The sequence below is a fragment of the Halorubrum sp. Atlit-26R genome (genome assembly GCF_003666015.1).
Taxonomy (GTDB): domain Archaea; phylum Halobacteriota; class Halobacteria; order Halobacteriales; family Haloferacaceae; genus Halorubrum.
The window spans coordinates 16,112-35,326 of the sequence record NZ_QPLT01000018.1 but is presented as its reverse complement, the minus strand read 5'-3'; the positions used below and the strand labels follow the sequence as shown (position 1 = coordinate 35,326).

Genomic DNA, 19,215 nt, shown 5'->3' with positions numbered 1-19,215 from the left:
CTATCAGCCCGATACTTGATCGTTGTCAGATTTAGAACCAAGTGCGGAAAAAAGCACGACCAGTAGCGCGCATACACCGATGACACCGAGATAGATATTAGCTCGCCCCGCTGTCGCCCAATACTCATAAGACAGGTCGATAGCGATGACTACAGAGATTACGACAAGGAGGAACTGGACACGTTTATTAGACCGGTATTTGGAAAGGGGGGCCATATCCCTTCCAGACAGTCATCCAATAAAGATGTACGGACGCCTGACTGCTAAACTCGCAGGCGCATTTTACCGAGCAAAATGAACGGAACGAGTAAAACGAATGTATTGAACGCATTCTGAGGAACGGACTGGCGACCTCTACTCGATGAACAAAACAAAATAACGAACATAACGAACAGAACGAATGCGTTGATGGCAACGAGTGCGTTTGCCTCAACGAGTGGAGCGAGCAGTTGGTTTTAATACCGTAGTACTCCTCGCACCGAGTGAAACACTCTCACCGAACGCACCGAACGGAACGACCAAAACGAACGAAACTAATACAACGAGGGAAACGAAGATAATGACCGACACCAATACCGCACGAATCACGGTGGCGAATCAGAAAGGAGGCGCGGGGAAGACAACTGACGTTATTCATACTGGCGGCGCACTCGCTGCCCGAGGCCATGACGTCCTTCTGGTCGACATCGACTACCACGGGGGGCTCACCTGCTCGCTTGGCTACAACGATCTGTACTACGATACCGACCGTACCACGTTGTTCGACGTCCTCGACTTCGATCAGATGGAGTCGGTGAACGACATCATCGTCGAGCACGAGGAATTCGACATCCTCCCCGCCAGCGAGAAGCTCGCGAACAACAAGAACATCCAGACGTTGCTTGAAGCGCCCAAGAGCCGAGAACGACTGGAGATGACTCTCGACGAGCTCGACAAGGACTACGACTACATCATTGTCGACACGCCGCCATCCCTGAACGTCCTCACCGACAACGCCCTAGTCGCGACCGGCAACGTCGTCATCCCCGTCATTCCAGAGAAGCTCAACGCCAACAGTCTCCAGATTTTCGCAAAGCAACTGAGTTCGCTCGAACCGGCATACGGCGACATCAATCGGCTTGCGATTGTCTGTAACCGTGTCGAACAGAACAGCGAGCACCGAGACACGATCGAGGAGATCAAGTCGGCGTACTCGCTCCCGGTGTTCGAGATCCCAAAGCGAACCGATCTCTCCCAGTCGATTGGCGAAGGGGTGTCCGTCTTCGGTTTCGGTAAGGAGAACCAGCGTGTCGAGGATGCACGCGACCTGTTCAACGAGATCGCCGACCTGTTCGACGAGACGTTTGAGAAGGCCGCACCTGAGGAGGTGGAAGCATGAGCGACGGGTGGGGTGATGCTTCTGGCATCGAGGGCAACTACGAAGAGGAGGACGATGAGGTTGATTCCGGCGAAACGAGTGAGGTGAGTGAAACGGTGGAAACCAGTTCATCGACCGAAACGACTGAATCGACTTCAACGAGTGAAACGAACGAAACGAGCAAAACGAAGACGAACATCAAAGACGAGTGGAACGGGCGGACGATCTACATTCCCGACGATGTCCTCGACGGGATGGAGGATATCTACCTCGAGTCCCAGCTGAAGCTCCGCAAGGCGGGCCAGGATGAGTTCAAGAAAAATCGCCACTTCTACCCGCTACTCATCCAGTTTGGTGTAGAAGCACTCTCTGAGGCAGATGCTGAGGAAATTCAGGCCCGCCTTTCAGAACTCGGCGAGAAGTGACGCCACGCAGAACGTAGCCTGGACCAGCCGATAGAACGTGCCTTCGTGCTGAAAAATTCAATCACTTTCGTAAGAAAATATCTTCAATTGGTTCTTCATTTTATTCGATATATCTGTAATGCGTGATCACGTCAGAGTATAGCGTCGTTGCCGCCGGAGCGCATAGCGGTAGGAGCCATACGAAATGCCGACGGTCAACAGCAGATACGTACCGAAGAGCACGCCGAACACGGGCGTTAACACGACGTTTCCGGTGACCGCGAACCACGTCACGAACAGCCCGAGAATCGTTCCGCCACCCACGACGAACAGGTAGACCATCATGACGAGCGTCGACGGGACGACCGTTTCGGTCCCCCAGAACTCGCGCTCCTCGTAGATCGGATACGCTGAGCCGATACCGACTGCAAACATCGCCGCAGTGAGACACATCACAACTCCGACGGCGGCGGTCGCCACCGCCTCAAGCACCATTATCCCGAAACCGATCGAGACGAGTGAGCTGAGAACAGCGATCGGCACTCCAATCGCAACGCCGGCGAGGAGTCGTCCACGGACGAGATCCGCGGATGATGTCTCGGTAAGAAGGAGCAGCGGTAGTTGCGGCCGCTCGTCACCGAGCGGGTTCAACCCGAATGTAGCACCTGAGAGGTATGTCGCGAGAACGACGCCGCCCCCAGTGATGAGGGGTCCGAGGGCGTCGCCAGAAAACTCGAGGAATATCGTCCCGAACGGTGCGACAAAAAAGACGGCAATCAGGAGATGACTCAACTCCGCCGGATCACGGCGACCGCGCACGAGAATCCCCCACGCGATACGACCGGGTTTAGTCCATGCGAACGGTCGTGGGGCAGAGAATCCGCCGCTCGATCGCCGCACCTGCGTCGACTCGTTGTTGTTGTTGACCGAATCGGTAAACCAGAGCGTAGAAACCTGCCTGGTCGAGACGACGAAACCGACCGGCGTGAGAGCGATTAACGCCGCGAGCACCGCCACCGCCTCCGGAGAGGTCGGTCTGGAGATCGGTGTTCCGACGAGCGCGAGCGCAACGTATTCCACGAGGGGATCGAACGCTACTGTCGACAACATCCGTTGCACTGAGAGGTCGGATTCGACGATGAACTGCCCGGCGAACTGTGACGCGACGACGAGTCCGACCATCGCGAGGATACCGACCGCTTTCAGGAGACGGCGAAGGCTGGGGAGTTTCCGCAGGAGTCGCAGCACAGCAATTCCCCCGGCGTACCCCCAGACGACGGCACAGCAAACGAGCGGCAGCGCGACCGCCCCGCCCGAAGCAACGAGCAGCGGCGAGCCCATTCCGAGTGCGAATGTGACCACCACTGCCCCGACCGGGATCCCGAACCACAGGGAAAGCCGTCCCACCTCCGCTGTGATGAGCCCGATAACGACTGCTCGCGGGTGAACCGCCAGTAGGACGAAATCCGCACCGTCGATATGTCCGAGCCGTTCGAGGGTCCGAAACACCGATATCGACAGGAGACTGAGAGGAACGAGCGTCGCAGCGGGCGCGAAGAACGGGACCGCCGCCACGGAGCGCGCGGTTTGCCCGAGCACATACGCCGTCGGCAGCGCGAACAGGAGCGCGCCGCCGAAGAACAGCGCCGTGAGCAGGAGTCCAAGGACTCGACGGGGGTTTCCGAGGTACCCACGGAGGCTTCGGACGAACTCCGCCCGCCCAATTCGGAACCCGTGGCGAACGTCCTGTCGGAAGCTCATTCTCTCCGAGAGGCCGCGTCCGTTTCGGGTTCGCTCGTGACGGCGAGGAACGCGTCTTCCAGGGATCCACTCTCGCCAGTCTCCGCACGGGCCTGTACTTCGGTGGGCGTCCCCTCGGTGACGAGTCTCCCGTCAAACAACACCCCGACCTCGTCAGCGACGGCTTCGACCACCGGAAGAATGTGTGTTGAGAGGAACACCGTGGTTCCTGCGTCGGCGAACGCGGTGATCGATTCCCGGATAGTGCGCGCCGCTCGGGGGTCAAGCCCCGATGTCGGTTCGTCTAGATACAGGACGTCCGGTTCGTGTAGGACGCTCTGTATGAACGCAGTCTTCTGTTTCATTCCCTTCGAGTACCCGTCGATCCGCCTGTCCGCGTCACCGGCCAACCCGAACTGGTCGAGGTACTTGCCGATGCGTTCGTGGGCAACGGACCGCGAAATGTCGCGAAGATCGGCGACGTATTCTAGTTGTTCGCGGGCGCTGAACTCGTCGTACAGCGGCGGCGTTTCAGGGAGATAGCCGACCCGACCGGCGATCGCACGCCGGTCGCTCGGGTCGACGCCACAGACGCGTACCGATCCGCTGTCCGGATCGCTGAGACCGGTAAGGAGCCGCATCGTCGTCGTCTTCCCCGCACCGTTCGGGCCGAGAAAGCCGTAGACGGTCCCGTGGGGGATGTCGAGCGTGAGACTGTCGAGAGCGACTTCTGAGCCGTAGCTCTTCCGGAGATCGGTCGCCAGAATGGCGGATTCGTCGTGGGTGGAGGGCATACGTAACGGATGTCATTTCCCGAACCGGTCGTCTATGCGTTTCGGAATCATCTTCCGGTCACACGTATCGGGGGTGATGCTACATGGGTAGATAGCGACGCGAATAGAGTTACGAAATTTGAAACTATGAACGTTTGCCACTGAGATAGGACACTGTAGTGTTCACGGGTTGTTGAGCCCAATACCGCGGGGCTCAGTATGAGGCAGTTCAGTCAGTCGTCGTGATCGAGATACTCGGCTTCCCATTTGGCTCGCGCCTCGATTTCTCTGGTGCCTCGGCGAGTGATGGTGTACTCGTTGGTTCGCCGGTCGCGCTGGCTTTTCTCGACAAGTCCCTTCTCAACGAGCGTGTCGAGGTTCGGGTAGAGCCGACCATGGTGGATCTCCTTTTCGTAGTAGTCCTCGAGTTCGTCTTTGACCGCAAGCCCGTGAGGGTCATCAAGGCCGGCAATTACGTATAACAGGTCCCGGTAACCGACCCCACCCTACTTCGCTCGCACTGACAAGCTCGCTCGTTGAGGGTGGAGCTTTGATGTGGTCCTCGCCGTCAGTTGACGCGACGGGGCGTTTTGTGCGCCCCGCCTACCGAACGCCTTTCGGGGTCGGTGAACCCACCATTTGGGGCCGGGCTACTGCGGCCCGTACTGCGCGGGACTTGTGCCAGCACAGCACTAGTTGCCAGTCCGGTGGGATGTAAGTTAACAGTTGCTCAGTATTATGTCGGTTTCCTCTCCGGCCTACTCGCTCCCTCCGGTCGCTCCTTGAGGCCGGAGGCTCCACCTCGAAGTATGCTGAAACCCTGTAAGGTCGTACATCTCCCAAATTTGGGTATCCGTGTTTTGAAAGACTACTGCTCTGACTCGGTTGGAAAACTCAGACTCTGTTGATTTTCCCTACTATCGGTCTACAGATGAGCAAGGCGAGTGCTTCGGGGCTTGACCCCGGATGGTGAAGCCGGCAGTGGCGAAGCTTCTGGCGGGTTGTCTCTCCCAAACGGTCGTTCTGAACATGCTCGGAGGAGCAATCAGCTACCATCCACAAAATCTCCCCTACGATAGCGTGCTCTGCCGGCTGAACGTATCCACGTCTTGGACGATCCCATCAAATTCTTCGACGTGTTCGAATCCTTCCAGCAATGAATCGAGGTTCACGCGTAGTTCCGAGAGATAATAATCTCCGCCCTGTACGCCGCCTTTCCGCTTGTGGGTCATCGCCAGATTGTACGTATCGAGGTTCGTGAGCTTATCGCGGATACTCCGCGACGTGAGTTGGTTCGTCCCGATCGCGTCAGCGACCCGTTTGTACTCCGAATAGACCTCTTTCGTCCGCACTGGCGTGTCTCCGCGGGATTCGAGTATCGCCAGCGCCATCAAGAGCGCCTGATCGTTGATCGTTAAATCCTTGAGCTTGTTGACGATGTTCACCTCCTCCAACTCGTCTCGGGCATCGTCGAGGTGCGCCTCAGTAACGATATCGCTTCCCTCAACGCAGGCAATATCTCCGGCTTCATGAAGGAGGCGGATCGCCTGTCTCGCAGAGCCGGTGTCCTTTGCTGTCCACGCAGCAGCCAGCTCAACAACCCCGTCATCGACTGCGTCGGGTTTGAACGCGGTGTCGACACGGTCATACAGAATAGAGCGAAGCTCGTCGGCGTTGTATGGGTCAAAGTGGACCTCGTTCTCATAGAGGCTGTCCTTCGTTTTTGCGGATAGGTCCTGCTTGAACTGGAGGTCATTCGAGATGCCAATAATCGAAAGGTGCGCGTTCGTGATTTTCCCGTTCGATCGCGCCCGTGGGAGTTGGTACAACAGGTCGTCGTCAGATCCGAGATTATCGATTTCGTCGAGGAAGAACACGACGTATCCGCCGATTTCATCAAGGCGGCGGAACATTCGCTCGTTAAGATCGGTGAGCGAAAGCCCCTTCGGCCGCTCCGTCGTTTCGGGCTCGATCGCGGTGAGGATCTTCCCGACGGACTGATAAGCGGTGTTCACGTCTTTCAACGACACCTCGAACGTCCGGAGGTCGATATCTTCCTCCTGACAGTAGTTGTGAAGCTCCTCCAACACGACACGGGCGGTGACGGTCTTCCCCTGCCCGGTCTTCCCGGAGATGAGGACGTTCTTCGGCTCGATCCCGGATCGGATGGTCGTCCGAAAACTCTTCGCGATTTCTTCTAATTCGGGCTCGCGCTTGGGGAGGCGATCAGGAACCCACTCTTCCATCAACGCCCGCTCGTTCTCGAAGACGTTAGTGTCGGTTTCAAACAGCGACATGGGGGCTCTACCTTGCGAGTACCATACACGGTTTTACTGATAAAACCACCCTTTCCGCATTTTCCCGAACTTCTTCATAATGCCGGGTTTATATACCACTCCCACACCCCATTTCCGCATAATCCACGTCAGCAGGGGTAGAGAGACTAGAGCGTCTTCCACGACAGGTTTCGGTGTCCTTCCCGATGTTTCCATCTCTCTGCTAACGCGTTATTATATATCTTTTGTTAATTGTATTTTTGTTGTTGTGTTGTGGGCTGGAGATACCGATTGACAGCAGTATCAGACAATTCGGCACCTCGGTATAGAAGGCTTTTAAATAGAATATTCGAAGAAGGACGTGATATGGCCTTCTAAATCACCGGGTGAATAATGCGGAAACGAGGGGTGTGTCTCCGATAGTGCTTCCCCGTGGCATGAGGTGCCTTCGATTATGCGGAAACGGGGGGTCTGTTGCGTATCGATTGGAAGGGTGCTAGTTGTCGCTACCGGGCTTTTTAGCGACTGAATCCGACGATTAGGTATGCGAGCACAACCCCCTTGCCCGACTACGTCCAGCGTCGCCGCCGAGCGCACCGGACTGCTGGCTGATTGTGGGTCGTGTTAGTCGTGCTGGCCTACTACGGGCGCGTCTGTTGATAGGTCCGATTGCTACCTAAAAGCCCGGAGCGTCAACTCTACGGGCAGTTCTCAGGACGACCCGTCCACGAATCCCGCCAGCGTCTCGTCGCTCGTTCCGCTGAGGTACTGCCGGATCTCTCCCTCGCGCCATCCGATGGGCGCCAGTATGCTCTCAACCGCTCGCACAGCGGCGTCCTCGTACCACCCGGCGTCGTACCGGTCGAAGTCCTCGTACTCAAGGCGGACGCGTGCGGCGCCGCGAGCGTCGGCGTCGACGACAACGTACCGGACAGTCTGTCCCGGTGCCAACCCGGCGCCCTCGATCCGCGCGCGTTTCAATGCGGCCACGGTGACCGTCTCCATCGAGTAGTCGTCCACGTCCTTCGAGACGCGATTGTCGACGACCAGCGCCGCGGGATCGACCTCGCGCTCTCGGAGCTCGCGAAGCCGGCGCCGAAGCACGTCACAGACCGCTTCCGGCGATCGCGACTCGTCGAACACGCGGAGTGCCTCGCTCTGGACGTCTTCGACCCACGCCGGCGTCGAGCGCTGCCGCCCCTCGATGCCCCGCGTCTTGATCGCGTCGCCGAGCCCCGCTTCGGGATATTCCTCACCGCGCCGCTTCCCGAAGTAGCGCGTCAACGCGCCCGATTCGGAGTTCCGCATCGGACAGAACGCCACCCACTCGAACGCACACTCGTACTCTAACTCGATGCCGACCTCCGCGCTCACCTCGCTCGCAACTTCCTCCAGTGGTCGCTGCTCGCGACCGTCGGCGGGCGTCACCCAGATCGAGTCGACGATGCCGTAGACCACCCGCCATCCCGCCTCTTCTAGCGCGGCCTTCGCGTCGAGGAGAATCTCACGGGCGAAGGCGTTGATCGCCTCGTGACACTCGATCCGGCCGAACTTCGCGTTCGAGAAGCCCTGATACCCGAAGCAGGACACGAGGATCCACTTGATCGCTGACGAGGCGGCCTCCAGCCGCTCGCGCTCCTTGCCGTCGGCGTCGGGAATCTCCGCCTTAATGTCACTCCGGGCGTCGATCAGCGGGCCGAGTACCTCGGGGAGATACCCATCCTCCTCGCAAATCGAGTAGCCGAGGCCCGGCACGTCGTCGGTCTCACAACAGCCGCACCGGACGGTCTCGGGCGAGATGTTCCGTGTCCGGATGATGTTCGGGTACAGCGACGCGAAATCGAGTTCGTGAACGTCCTCGTGGACGCCGACGTCGGGGGCGAACGTGGTCCCACCGCGGTCGGCGGTATCCAGTGTCGACGCCGATTTGAACAGTTCCGGGCGCCACGCTCGCCACGGGACCAGGACGCCACGCGACCGAGCTTCGCGAATCTGCATGGCCGTCAAAACGCGGCCGATAGACGCCCAGCCGAGTTCTTGCAGCGGCAACCCGGAGCGGTCCACGAGGTCGAGACAACCCTCCAGCCCGGACTCGTGATAGAAAAACGAGTTCGACTCGTCGATGATGACCCGGCCGGGGACCGCGTACCGGGCCGGCGAGTGGCCCACGTTGCCGTAGGAGGTGTACGTCGACTCGCCAGCGAGTTTGGTGTACCCTGCCTCCCGTCCGAGCGTAAATTCGACACCGTACGCGTCGGCCGCCTCGAACAGTAACGGAACCAGATCGGCAGTCGAGACGACGAGTACGTCGGGATTGCGCTCTGTAAGCACCTCCCGAACCCCCGCCACCACGTCGCGAGGCGAGGCGCCGACTCGGTCGCCGTCGACGGTGAGCTGCGGGAGCGACTCGATTCCCGACTCGTGACTCGGAAACGAGAGGTGGAGCGTCCGAAGGTCACGCACCGATCGGTCGGGCGCGGCCGGCGTGTCTGTTTCGAGGCAGTATCGCAGTTGCCGCGTAAAATCAATGTTGTAGCAGGTGAACGTATCCGGCTGGTCGAACTGCCGAACCCGCTTTGCGATCGTCCGAATGGCCTCGATCGAGGCGGCGTCGACGCGGAGGAGCGGCCGAGCATCCGTCCGGAACGTCTGCCGGTGGGACTCGACGTCGAGACCGGCGACCGCCTGTTGCCCGTCGAGAAATGACCGGAGGTCAGCGAGCACGTCCGAGAGGCCGTCTCGTGCCGGCGGTGACGGCGAAGGGCCGCCCGTCCGCCCGTATAGGTCGGCTGGTGCGTCACCGACGAACAGCGTCGGGTTGTACGCCTCGCGAACCTCACGTGCGACGCCGTCCGGGGTGAGCGTCCACCGGGCGACACGCCCGTCGTCGAGGAAGTCCAGCGTGAGGGTCACGGCTACTCGTCGGTGAGGTCGTCGATCCGCGCTTCCAGTTCCGTAATCCGGCGGTCCTGTTCGATCGCGATCGCCATCCAGATCGGCGCGAGCGGGTCGGCGTGGTTGAGGTTCCAGGCGGCGTCGGCGTGGTCGCGAGCGTACACGAACAGGTGGTCGAAGATGCCCTGATCCTGTCGCCGAAGCGCCTGGCGGTACGCACCCCACTCGTCTTCGATCGCGCTCAACTGGTCGCGATAGGTCGGATTCGTCCGGCCCATTACTGGACTCCAATGGGGCCGGCCGCGCGTTCGAGCGTCGACGCTTCGTGTATCCGAGCCCGGTGTTCGAGAACCTCCTGCCAGTACGCCAGCGTCGTCTGCATCCAGCCGTCGTCCGTATGGTAGACGAGCGTCTCCACGTCGCCCGCTGCGTCCTCGAAGCGCGGGCCGAAGGGCGTCGCCCGGCACTGAAGGTGCGTCCCCGCAGCGCGCCGGAGCGGGCGCGAGAACTCGTCCTCTCGACACCGGGTGATGATCACCGGCACGTCGTGAACGCGGGCGATTCGGGCGACCGACGCGATCGCCCGGATGAACATCTGCTTGGCGAGCTCGCCCTCGATATCGGCGCCCCGATACATCCCGTCGAGCCCGGTCGCCACGACGAGCGACGGGGAGTCCCGCGCGTCGAGTCGTCCGGCAAGCCGGTCGAGGAGCGACGTGTGCTGGTGTGGGGTGAATCCGCGGGCAACCTTGACGCGGTCAAGGACGCGGTCGCTCGGGGCCAGTTCACGAAGCCGCGTCGTGTTCGCTTGATTCGCGCCATCGACCCAGAATGCCGGTCCGTCACCGCCCAGAACCTGATCGAGGAGGAGCGCCTGGACCGGGGTGACGCCGAGATCGTCGTCAACGTCGACGAGCGTGACACCCGGCGTGAGCTCTGGGAGATCCGCGGTCGGTCGTCGGGAGCGAGTGTACATACTCCGCTAGATGAACATCTGCGTAAAAGGGGTGAGCCATGGATGGCCGGTGAAAGTAAAAGTGGTTTCTCAGCGAGTAACCGTGGAGAGCGACACCGAGAACTAGGTTCTTCGGCTCTGTTGAAATCCTCTTCATCAGACGCAAAATCGAATGAAACAGCCGGTAGATGAGAACTGGTTACGTATCGGGTGGGGCAAAACTGCTATGCCTCTTGAATCAGAATTTCCTGTTCGAGTGACGGTTCGTACCAGACGTCTGCCTTCGAGGCTATACTTCCCAACTCGCTGTTCGACGCTGGCCACGGAAACGACATCTCTTCAGACGAGTCTATTTCGAGATAGATCCGGGATGGCGTATCCTCTACTGGCACATTCTCATTGGCTGTCTCAGCGTCCATTTCAAACACCTCTTCTTGAAAGTGCCCCTCTAGAGAATCTCCAACTCGAACTGTAATTGTATGGGAGTTCTGTGAGGCATTATAGATTCCAAATTCATACTCTTGCTGCTGCTCGTCGGATATAACATCCGAACAGCCAGCGGTCAGGACTGTAAGAGTAGCTCCTGCCACAGCTAGGAATGACCGTCTTTTCATGCTTCAGAATCCCTGTCGCCGATTAAAATGTTTTCTGGGTAATAAGACAGCTACCACAGGCCGCTCCCTATATCGATCAATTCGTAGAGCCCCTGTACTGACCACGAGGCCTGAAAATATATCAAGGTGACTCACAGGTGCGGTCGCCTCGGTTGTTTTCGTGAAACCTCCCGTTTCGCCTCTGGACATGTCGCTGCCGACAGCGCTCGGATCGATATCGAATGGAGCGAATTGCGAGACGTACGCGCCGTCGCGAACAGCGAACTCAATCGGTCATCATCGAATCCGGGAGCTGCTTAGGCGGCAGGAGTAAGCAGACGGCGTTTCCCCCGGAATTCCGCGATTCGAACAACACCTCTCCGCCGAGCGATTCGACGCACCACTTCATCACGAACAGGCCGATCCCGGAGCCGTGGGACGTACTCGTGGTGACGGTCGGCGAAAACAGCGCGGCGATCTCCTCGGGCGGGATCGGCGGATTCGTGTCTTCGATGCGGATCTCCGCGCGACCGGTGTTGGGCGACGGGCCGACCGTTATCTCGACTGCCGGCGCCTCGTCGTTGCTGTGGACGATCGCATTCTCTACTCCGTGTGCGAGCGCGTAATTGAATGCATCGTTTATATCGATCCACATTTGTTTTCGTTTATTTACCCGGATGTCCGCACCGGGATGTTCGGCGCCGATCCGGCTCACGACATTCCGTACGGCGCTCACGGCGGAAACTCGGTTGAGGTTTCCCTGTGAGTCGGTCACCGCGTGTTCGATTTGTTTCACGGACGTCGCGATGTTCCCGAGCTTCTCGCCTCTAGAAAGAATGGTTGAGACCACTTCTTCGGACGGTCCGCTCTCGGGGCCGTTCATCGCCTGCTCCGCACATCCGATAATAATCGCGGCCTCGTTCCGGAGGTTGTGGCGGAGGACGCGCCAGAACAGTTCCGCCCGATGATGGGTGTCGTAGTGACGTGTGATATCTCGTACCTCGACGTGGACACAGCGGTCCGCCGTCGGGCGCTGTCGAGAAGTAAACACCTGTATCCAGATGAGTTCGCCGTCCGCTCGTTTGGCTCGCCACACGAACTGTTGCGGGCTTCCGTTGGCAGCCCTGGAGAGTCGATTGTGGAACTCAGACTCGGTGTGTGGGTACGTGTTTGCCGTGTATTCGGCCACAGAGAGCTCACGCAGTTGGTCCGAACTGTAACCGAGGATTTCCTCCAGTCGCGCATTCGCGTCGATAACAGCCCCGGAGGCGGCGTCATAGATCGCCACACCGGTGTGGAGCGTATCAAGTACCGGGGATAGCGTCCCGCATTCGGGCGAGGACATACACCTGGGGATTTCACCGAGGCGCGGTTTTCGTTGCTATGAGTGATATATATCGCTCCGTACGAAATCAGTGGCCGAACGGGCGTTCTCTGATCAAGAGAGAATCGAATTAGTATCAAACCGACTATGACATGGTCGCTCATCTCCGAAGTCCCATCCGGATCCACGCCATAGCCGGATCATCTCAATCTGAAAAACTGCGATCTAAATGTCGGAGAGGACTCGTCTTTGTCGAGCGAGAACGGGCACAAGGGACCGGTCACGACTAGTATATATCCCACCGATCGACCTCTGACGCGTCCGTTCACCTATTATAAGCATTCAAGCGCAGGCTGCCGAATACCCCGAACGAGTAACAGATGACAACGGATATCAACCGGAGGCCGAGGAACGATGAGACGACCGGGCGGAAATCGGTGGGTCCCGCGTTCACCGGTCTGGTACATCAGATCGACAGGCGGTCGTCGGGTCCCGATCGGGTCACGGTGTTCCCGGTTGACGCAACCGACGACGAGCGGCTGTCAGCGTGGGTGACGGTGGACGGCGACGCCGTCGTCAATCCCGTATGTTTCCGATAGCCGCCCGGATGTACCGCGACCGCGGCGGGCGAGACGGTCGGGAGGCCGGACGCTGCCGGTCCGTGTCGAATCCGATGCCCCGGTCAACGCGGACTCAGATGTTTCGCCCGACGCCGATTCGGACGCCTCTCCCAGTAACGAACGAATCCGAGGAGGTCCGTCGGTGGGTATGAAACGACGGGAGCTCCTCGATAACACGCTGGACCGGGCCGCGCTCGGGGTTGTCGTTTCTTCAGCCATCGAACTGTCCGATCTGTGGTCTGCGGCGCTGTCTCTTTCTGCGAGCGAGCCGACGCGGCCCACACCCATCGACGCAGAAGATTCGATCTCTCGGGAACGGACCGCAGACGGCTACGCGATGACGTACGAGTGGACGGACCGGCCCGGGAGGAAGTGGTGTTTGGAATTCTCGATCGAGCGGTCCGCGTACAGAGAAGCGGCCGACAAGGCGCACGGATACCTGAGCGGCTTCGAAGCGGCGAAGGCGAGTTCTCACGCCGAGCGGCTCACTGAGGCGCTCGCAGATGTGAGCGTGACGGGAGAGCGTGCTTGGCGATCGCTCCCCGAATCGGTCCGCCTCGAAAGGGCGATCGGATTCGTCCGATCGTTCAAATACGTGACCGACGCGGAATCGACGGGAGCACCGGAGTACATTCGAACTGTTGAGGAGACGCTCGTCGATGGCTGCGGTGACTGCGAGGATCTCACGTACCTGTTGGTCGGGATACTTTCCCAGCCGGCGTTCAGCTACCGGACCGCGATGGTGATTCTTCCCGGACACATGCTGGCCGCTGTTCATAGAGATGACCTCCCGGCGGCGTATGCCGACGCGCCGACGCTCCCGGGAGGAGCGTACGTCGCAATAGAGTGTACCACGTCTCGCCCGATCGGCGACTTCCAAGACGAACCCGTCTTGGCGGTGTACGGCGACGGTATCGAGTACATCGATCAGTCGAGTATCACCGACACAGGTTGGAGGTTCGTTCAAGACCCAACGCAGTTTCAGACGATCGCCGACGCGTCGGAAGGGCGTCCGCACTAACTACCAAGACAAGAGCGACCCAACAGGGCCACCAAACCGCATGTCGCACTCAGCAGCACCACACATGAAACGTGATTCATGTGGCGATTATTTTGGATGTTGAGCCTTAGCCGCGAGCTATACAATATCTTATTAATTATCTCATATTGATATATAGTTCTATTAATCGGGTTTCTTGTAGCTAGCATTCCGCCAGTTAGCTATGGAATCGGCTGTGATCCTTCTGTGTCCAATTTGTAACGCTATTCACGCGCTCGAAGGCCGACGAAATGAGTACTCGAAACAGGAATTGTTCTCTCAAGTAAAGACCCACTTGCGTGGCCACGATCTCAACGAACCCAAAATGGCAATTCGGAAGTACGGGGTCGTTTCAGACGCTACCGAAATTGTAGTCCCCTCGAAGACCCGTCGCCAACTCCCGATCAAAGAGTGGACCGAACGCGACGACACATGGCTCCCAGACGGCGCACTGTCCGGTGGCGAAGGGTCCCAGTCAACGCCTGAATCATCTGTCGAGGTTTCGTCGCTCTAGTTCGATGTCGAGACGTAACCGTCCACAATCAGGTGGATTCGAAAATGAGTGCTGCTCCCTCATCCAGATGAATCCGCTGCCCCTGAATGAGAGATGGCAGGGTAGTTCAAATTTCGCAGATTCGGGAGTCGCTCCACAGAATCAGCGCTCTCTACGCGGGTGATCCTGTGAACGAGAGAGATCTCACGGACCCGGAGTACTACCTCAACAGAGAACTCTCCGAGTTGGCTTTTCAGGAGCGAGTTCTCCGAGAGGGAATGGACGATCGGAATCCGCCGCTCGAACGGCTCCGATTTCTCGCGTTCTTCACGAAGAACACTGACGAGTTCTTCATGAAGCGCGTCGGTGGACTCAAACAGCAGATCGACGCCGGTGTGACGAAGACGACGCCCGACGGACGGACGCCAAAAGAGCAGTGGGTTGAGGTACTCGACGCCGCGCGGCCCCTATTTAAACAGCAGTCAGCGTACTGGCAGTCTGTTCTCAAGCCGACGCTCGCTGACGAAGGGGTCGAGATCTGTACACCTGATGAACTCTCCGGTGAGAATCAAGAACAGCTACGGACGCACTTCGAGGAGTCTATTTTGCCGACACTGACGCCACTTGCGTTCGATCCCGCTCACCCGTTCCCGTTCATCTCTAACCTCTCGCTTTCGCTCGCCGTCCTCTCGTCGAATGAGAGCGACGAGCCGACATTCACTCGAATCAAGATTCCGCCGAATCAACCCCGCTTCATCAGTGTTTCCGGCGACGCCGACAGGTACGTTCTCATCGAAGACCTCATCGAACGTAATCTCGACTTGTTGCTCCCCGATCTCGACATTCGCGACGTGTCGAAATTCAAGGTGACGCGAAACGCCGAGGTGCGGCGAAACGAAGAGGTCGCCGAAGACCTCGTCGATATGGTCGAGGAGGTCATCGAACAGCGACGCTTCGCGACGGTGGTCCGGCTAGAGGTCGACGCCGATATGCCAGACGGGTCGCTGGCGATTCTCAAAGATCAGCTCGGGGTGGACGACCGAGAAGTGTTCCACCGTGAGGGGCCGATCGACTTCGAGGACTTCTTCGAGCTTATCGATCTCGATCGTCCCGACCTCAAGCCGCCGGCGTGGTCACCAAAGCCTCATCCCCGATTGGGCTCACTAACGAGTGAGACTAGAGACGAGACGAAGAGTATCTTCGATGAAATTAAAAAAGGAGATATCCTCGCACATCACCCGTATCACTCGTTCGAGGGAACGGTTCAGCGGTTCCTTAACGCGGCTGCGACTGATCCCGACGTACTTGCCGTGAAGGCGGCCATCTACCGAACGGCGAGCGACTCGAAAGTCATTCAGAGCCTCATCAATGCCGCCGACAACGGCAAGCAGGTCGCGGTAATGGTCGAACTCAAGGCTCGGTTCGACGAGAAGAACAACCTAGAATGGGTTCGGCAACTCGAAGAGGAGGGCATCCACGTCGCGTACGGGACTGTGGGGCTGAAGACGCACACGAAGACGGCGCTCGTCGTGCGCCAAGAGGAAGAAGGCGTTCAGCTCTACTCGCACATCGGCACCGGAAACTACCATTCAGGAACCGCGAAAGGGTATTCCGACCTGGGGTTGTTGACCGCTGATCGAGACATTGGGTTCGATCTCACGAAAGTGTTCAACTTCTTTACCGGACCGACGCTCGACGACCGCTTCCGGAAGCTCTTGATTGCACCCGTCACGATGCGTGAGCGGTTCACGGAGATGGTCAGACGAGAGGCCGAGCATGCTCGTGCTGGTCAGCGGGCACGGATTGTGGTCAAAATAAACGGGCTTGAAGACCCGTCGATGGTCGAAGAACTCTATCGCGCTTCGGCGGCCGGCGTCGAAATTGATTTGATCGTTCGAGATATCTGCCGACTTCGTCCCGGTATTGAAGGACTAAGCGAGAATATCACCGTCCACTCGATCGTCGGTCGATTCCTCGAACACGCTCGGATATTTTACTTCGAGAATGGAGGCAGTCCCGAGTGGTACATCGGCTCCGCGGATTGGATGACCCGGAATCTCGACTACCGAGTAGAAGCGGTCACACCGGTCGAAGACACGCAACTGCGCGAACAGCTCCGATTCATTTTGGAGGCGTCGCTAACAGACAATCGCCGTCGATGGGTGATGCAGAGCGACGGAACCTACGAAGCGGTCTCTTCCGACGACGACCCGGTTCGAGACATCCAAGAGATACTGATGGCAGCTACGGAAGCAGCACTCGATCACGGCTACGGACCGGGGATGATCGTCGATACGGATCTGATCGAGGAAGCGCTTCTCGTCGAGGATGTCACGGAGACCGAGACGAACGCGAGCTCCGAGGAGTCGGGCGAAGCCGATCTCGATGCCGATGAAAAACAGACCCACTCGGATGGGGGAGACGTGTCCGTGTTCGACGTATACTCCGATCACTGGTACCGTCCTGATAGCGAGACGTACGACTGGGCTGTTCGGACGGCGGAGGGTGACCGACGATATTTCAAAACGCGAGAGGGAGCACGAAAGCGCCTACAGACTGAATACGAGTAATTCAGCACAGAGTGGCGTTTGGCACGGTGTCGATTATTCACCGCGAACAGCTTTCCGAGTATTGAGAGGGAGGCCTGAATGGAGTCACTCAGGCCGGATCGACAATTTTCGAGTTGGCGCGTTCTTGATGGGTCTTCGCCTCTACGGTAAGGAATTCGTCGTTCCGGTAGTCGTACGCGGTGAGCGTTCCACCGTAGACGCAGCCGGTATCGAGGCCGACGGCGTGTTCTCGCTCAACCGGCTGGTCATGAACGGTATGGCCAAAGAAGACGCGGTAGGGTCCGTCGTAGTCGTCATACCAGAACGGTCCGTCATACCCGTCGCCGTGCGGGGAACGCATCGTCAACAGCTCCTCAACGGTATGATCTGAAAGCGATTGTTGGGGATCAATACCACCGTGAACGACAAGAGCGTCGTTGAAGGAAATCGCGACCGGAAGTGATTCGAAGTACTCGCGGTCGCCCTCGCGGAGCCAGTCCGGGTGTTTGTCACCGCGTACGACTTTCTGCTCGTTGTTCCCGCGTACGCTGACGAGACGCGGATCCTCACGGACAAGATCAATAACACCCGGACTGTCCGGCCCTTTTCGCACGAGGTCACCGACAAAGACGACAAGATCATCGTCCTCTAAGTCGAGTTTTATGAGGAGCCGTTCGAGAATTATTCGGCTCCCGTGGACGTCTCCGACAATGTAGATATCACCGTGACTGTCGGTTTCGAACCGTTCATGTTGTGCTTCAACGCCGTTACCGAACTGAGGTTTCGTGTTCATGTGGGTTGGTCCAGAGCCGAAGCAGTTCTCCTGAGGATCGGACTCAAATGACGATATTATCCTCCCGAATTAATCAGTTTGTATTAGTAGACTATACCACTATGTAGTTCGCGGTGGCGAAGCGTTCGGGTTGACTGACCCTTTCTCGAATGTTCTATTGCGTTTATTCTGCGGTTCTAACATCGAGGTAGGAGCTTGAGGTCGCCTACCGTGACGGGTCGTCTACCGAGACTGTCATCCGTGATCCGCCGCTGCGGCCGCGCTCTCGCTCGAAGCGTACGACTCGGAGTGATAGAGCGCGTCACCGGACTCTGGATCGAACAGGTGTAGCCGAGCTGGGTCGTACGCGATCGAAACCGTGTCGTCGGGGCGGATCTCGGACCGTGCCTTCGCCTGGATCTTACAGGGCGTCTCCCCGATCGAGCAGTGTAACAGCAGGCTGTCGCCGAGCGGCTCGGTCACGTTCACGGTCGCGTTGAGCGTCTCGTCGCCCGTGTCGGGCCGGTCAGTCGCCATGTACAAGTCCTCCGGACGCACGCCGAGCACGGCCCGCTGTCCGTCGCGAATTGACGCGTCACCGCCCTCCTTCACGCCGTTCCGAACACCCCCGTCGGCGTTCGGAAGCTGGATCGTAAACGCGTCGTGGACGGCGGTCCCGTTCTCGATGTCAACGGGGATCATGTTCATCGCCGGGTCGCCAATAAACTCCGCGACGAACCGGTTTGCTGGGAAGTCGTACAGCGTCTGAGGCTCGTCGACCTGCATGATACGCCCGTCGTTCATCACGACGACACGCTCGCCGAGCGTCATCGCCTCCGTCTGGTCGTGGGTCACGTACACGGTCGTCGTCCCGAGCGAGGTATGTAGCTGTGCGAGTTCTGCGCGCATCTGGATGCGGAGCTTCGCGTCGAGGTTCGAGAGCGGCTCGTCCATCAGGAACGCGTCGGGATCGCGAACGATGGCCCGCCCGAGGGCCACTCGCTGGCGCTCCCCGCCAGACATCGCCTGCGGCTTCCGGTCGAGCAGGTCGGCGATATCGAGCGTCTCCGCGGCCTCCTCGACGCGCCGGTCGATCTCCTCGTCAGTGAAGTCGCCGCTCGATTTCATTCCGAAGGTGATGTTTCGCCGCCCGGTCATGTGCGGGTACAGCGCGTAGTTTTGGAACACCATCGCGACGTTCCGGTCCTTCGGTTCGACGGCGGTGACGTCTCGACCGTCCATGACGATCTCGCCGTCGGTTGCGTCTTCGAGGCCGGCGAGCAGCCGGAGCGTCGTGCTCTTGCCGCAGCCGCTCGGGCCAACGATGACGAGGAACTCCCCGTCGATGATCTCGAGGTCGATCCCGTTGACTGCGACGACGTCGTCGAACTCCTTCCGGAGGTTGTGTAGTGTTACGGTTGTCAT

At 58.8% G+C, this 19,215-nt stretch carries 16 protein-coding genes; 5 read left to right on the top strand and 11 right to left on the bottom strand.

Translation table 11 applies throughout. The annotated features are described in order from the left end of the window. Positions 1-559: 559 nt before the first annotated feature. Together DVK07_RS16305 and DVK07_RS16300 are read left to right on the top strand one after the other, a co-directional pair. Positions 560-1,378: a ParA family protein gene (locus tag DVK07_RS16305; protein WP_121598015.1), complete on the top strand. Its 819-nt coding sequence runs from the start codon at positions 560-562 to the stop codon at positions 1,376-1,378. Beyond that, complete coding sequence (locus DVK07_RS16300) at positions 1,375-1,782, top strand: hypothetical protein (RefSeq protein WP_121598014.1); 408 nt, start codon at positions 1,375-1,377, stop codon at positions 1,780-1,782. Before DVK07_RS16305 ends, DVK07_RS16300 begins: the two co-directional genes overlap by 4 nt. Before the next feature lie 126 nt (positions 1,783-1,908). On the opposite strand, the gene DVK07_RS16295 is transcribed toward DVK07_RS16300, so the two are convergent. From DVK07_RS16295 to DVK07_RS16260, 9 genes are all read right to left on the bottom strand, one after another. After that, entirely contained in the window at positions 1,909-3,522 is a 1,614-nt protein-coding gene (locus tag DVK07_RS16295; protein ID WP_121598013.1) for a hypothetical protein, read from the bottom strand. Then, positions 3,519-4,295, bottom strand: a complete 777-nt coding sequence (locus DVK07_RS16290; RefSeq protein ID WP_121598012.1) for an ABC transporter ATP-binding protein — start codon at positions 4,293-4,295, stop codon at positions 3,519-3,521. Before DVK07_RS16290 ends, DVK07_RS16295 begins: the two co-directional genes overlap by 4 nt. A 212-nt stretch (positions 4,296-4,507) precedes the next feature. Beyond that, positions 4,508-4,759 (bottom strand): helix-turn-helix transcriptional regulator, encoded by a 252-nt coding sequence (locus DVK07_RS16285; protein ID WP_121598042.1) that lies wholly within the window; start codon positions 4,757-4,759, stop codon positions 4,508-4,510. A gap of 585 nt (positions 4,760-5,344) precedes the next feature. Continuing rightward, on the bottom strand, positions 5,345-6,571 hold the full coding sequence (locus tag DVK07_RS16280; protein ID WP_121598011.1) for a Cdc6/Cdc18 family protein: 1,227 nt from the start codon (positions 6,569-6,571) through the stop codon (positions 5,345-5,347). Positions 6,572-7,261: 690 nt separating this feature from the next. Continuing rightward, positions 7,262-9,463, bottom strand: a complete 2,202-nt coding sequence (locus DVK07_RS16275) for a type B DNA-directed DNA polymerase (protein WP_121598010.1) — start codon at positions 9,461-9,463, stop codon at positions 7,262-7,264. A 2-nt stretch (positions 9,464-9,465) separates the two neighbouring features. Further along, a complete protein-coding gene (locus tag DVK07_RS16270; protein ID WP_121598009.1) occupies positions 9,466-9,723 on the bottom strand; it encodes a hypothetical protein in 258 nt (85 codons plus the stop codon). Continuing rightward, positions 9,723-10,421 (bottom strand): hypothetical protein, encoded by a 699-nt coding sequence (locus DVK07_RS16265; RefSeq protein ID WP_121598008.1) that lies wholly within the window; start codon positions 10,419-10,421, stop codon positions 9,723-9,725. Before DVK07_RS16265 ends, DVK07_RS16270 begins: the two co-directional genes overlap by 1 nt. Before the next feature lie 203 nt (positions 10,422-10,624). Then, positions 10,625-11,014, bottom strand: a complete 390-nt coding sequence (locus tag DVK07_RS22315) for a hypothetical protein (protein WP_147441189.1) — start codon at positions 11,012-11,014, stop codon at positions 10,625-10,627. Positions 11,015-11,279: 265 nt separating this feature from the next. After that, entirely contained in the window at positions 11,280-12,338 is a 1,059-nt protein-coding gene (locus DVK07_RS16260; protein WP_121598007.1) for a PAS domain-containing sensor histidine kinase, read from the bottom strand. A 359-nt stretch (positions 12,339-12,697) separates the two neighbouring features. Between DVK07_RS16260 and DVK07_RS16255 the strand changes: the two genes are divergently transcribed. The 3 genes from DVK07_RS16255 to ppk1 all read left to right on the top strand — a co-directional run bounded on the left by DVK07_RS16255 (position 12,698) and on the right by ppk1 (position 17,039). Further along, the gene (locus DVK07_RS16255; protein ID WP_121598006.1) at positions 12,698-12,916 is read left to right on the top strand and encodes a hypothetical protein; all 219 of its coding nucleotides are present in this window, start codon (positions 12,698-12,700) and stop codon (positions 12,914-12,916) included. A gap of 358 nt (positions 12,917-13,274) precedes the next feature. Continuing rightward, on the top strand, positions 13,275-13,958 hold the full coding sequence (locus DVK07_RS16250) for a hypothetical protein (protein WP_233565471.1): 684 nt from the start codon (positions 13,275-13,277) through the stop codon (positions 13,956-13,958). A gap of 699 nt (positions 13,959-14,657) precedes the next feature. Beyond that, complete coding sequence (gene ppk1, locus DVK07_RS16240) at positions 14,658-17,039, top strand: polyphosphate kinase 1 (RefSeq protein WP_121598041.1); 2,382 nt, start codon at positions 14,658-14,660, stop codon at positions 17,037-17,039. An 88-nt stretch (positions 17,040-17,127) separates the two neighbouring features. On the opposite strand, the gene DVK07_RS16235 is transcribed toward ppk1, so the two are convergent. After that, on the bottom strand, positions 17,128-17,811 hold the full coding sequence (locus DVK07_RS16235; RefSeq protein ID WP_121598004.1) for a metallophosphoesterase family protein: 684 nt from the start codon (positions 17,809-17,811) through the stop codon (positions 17,128-17,130). A 234-nt stretch (positions 17,812-18,045) separates the two neighbouring features. Next, complete coding sequence (locus DVK07_RS16230) at positions 18,046-19,215, bottom strand: ABC transporter ATP-binding protein (RefSeq protein ID WP_121598003.1); 1,170 nt, start codon at positions 19,213-19,215, stop codon at positions 18,046-18,048.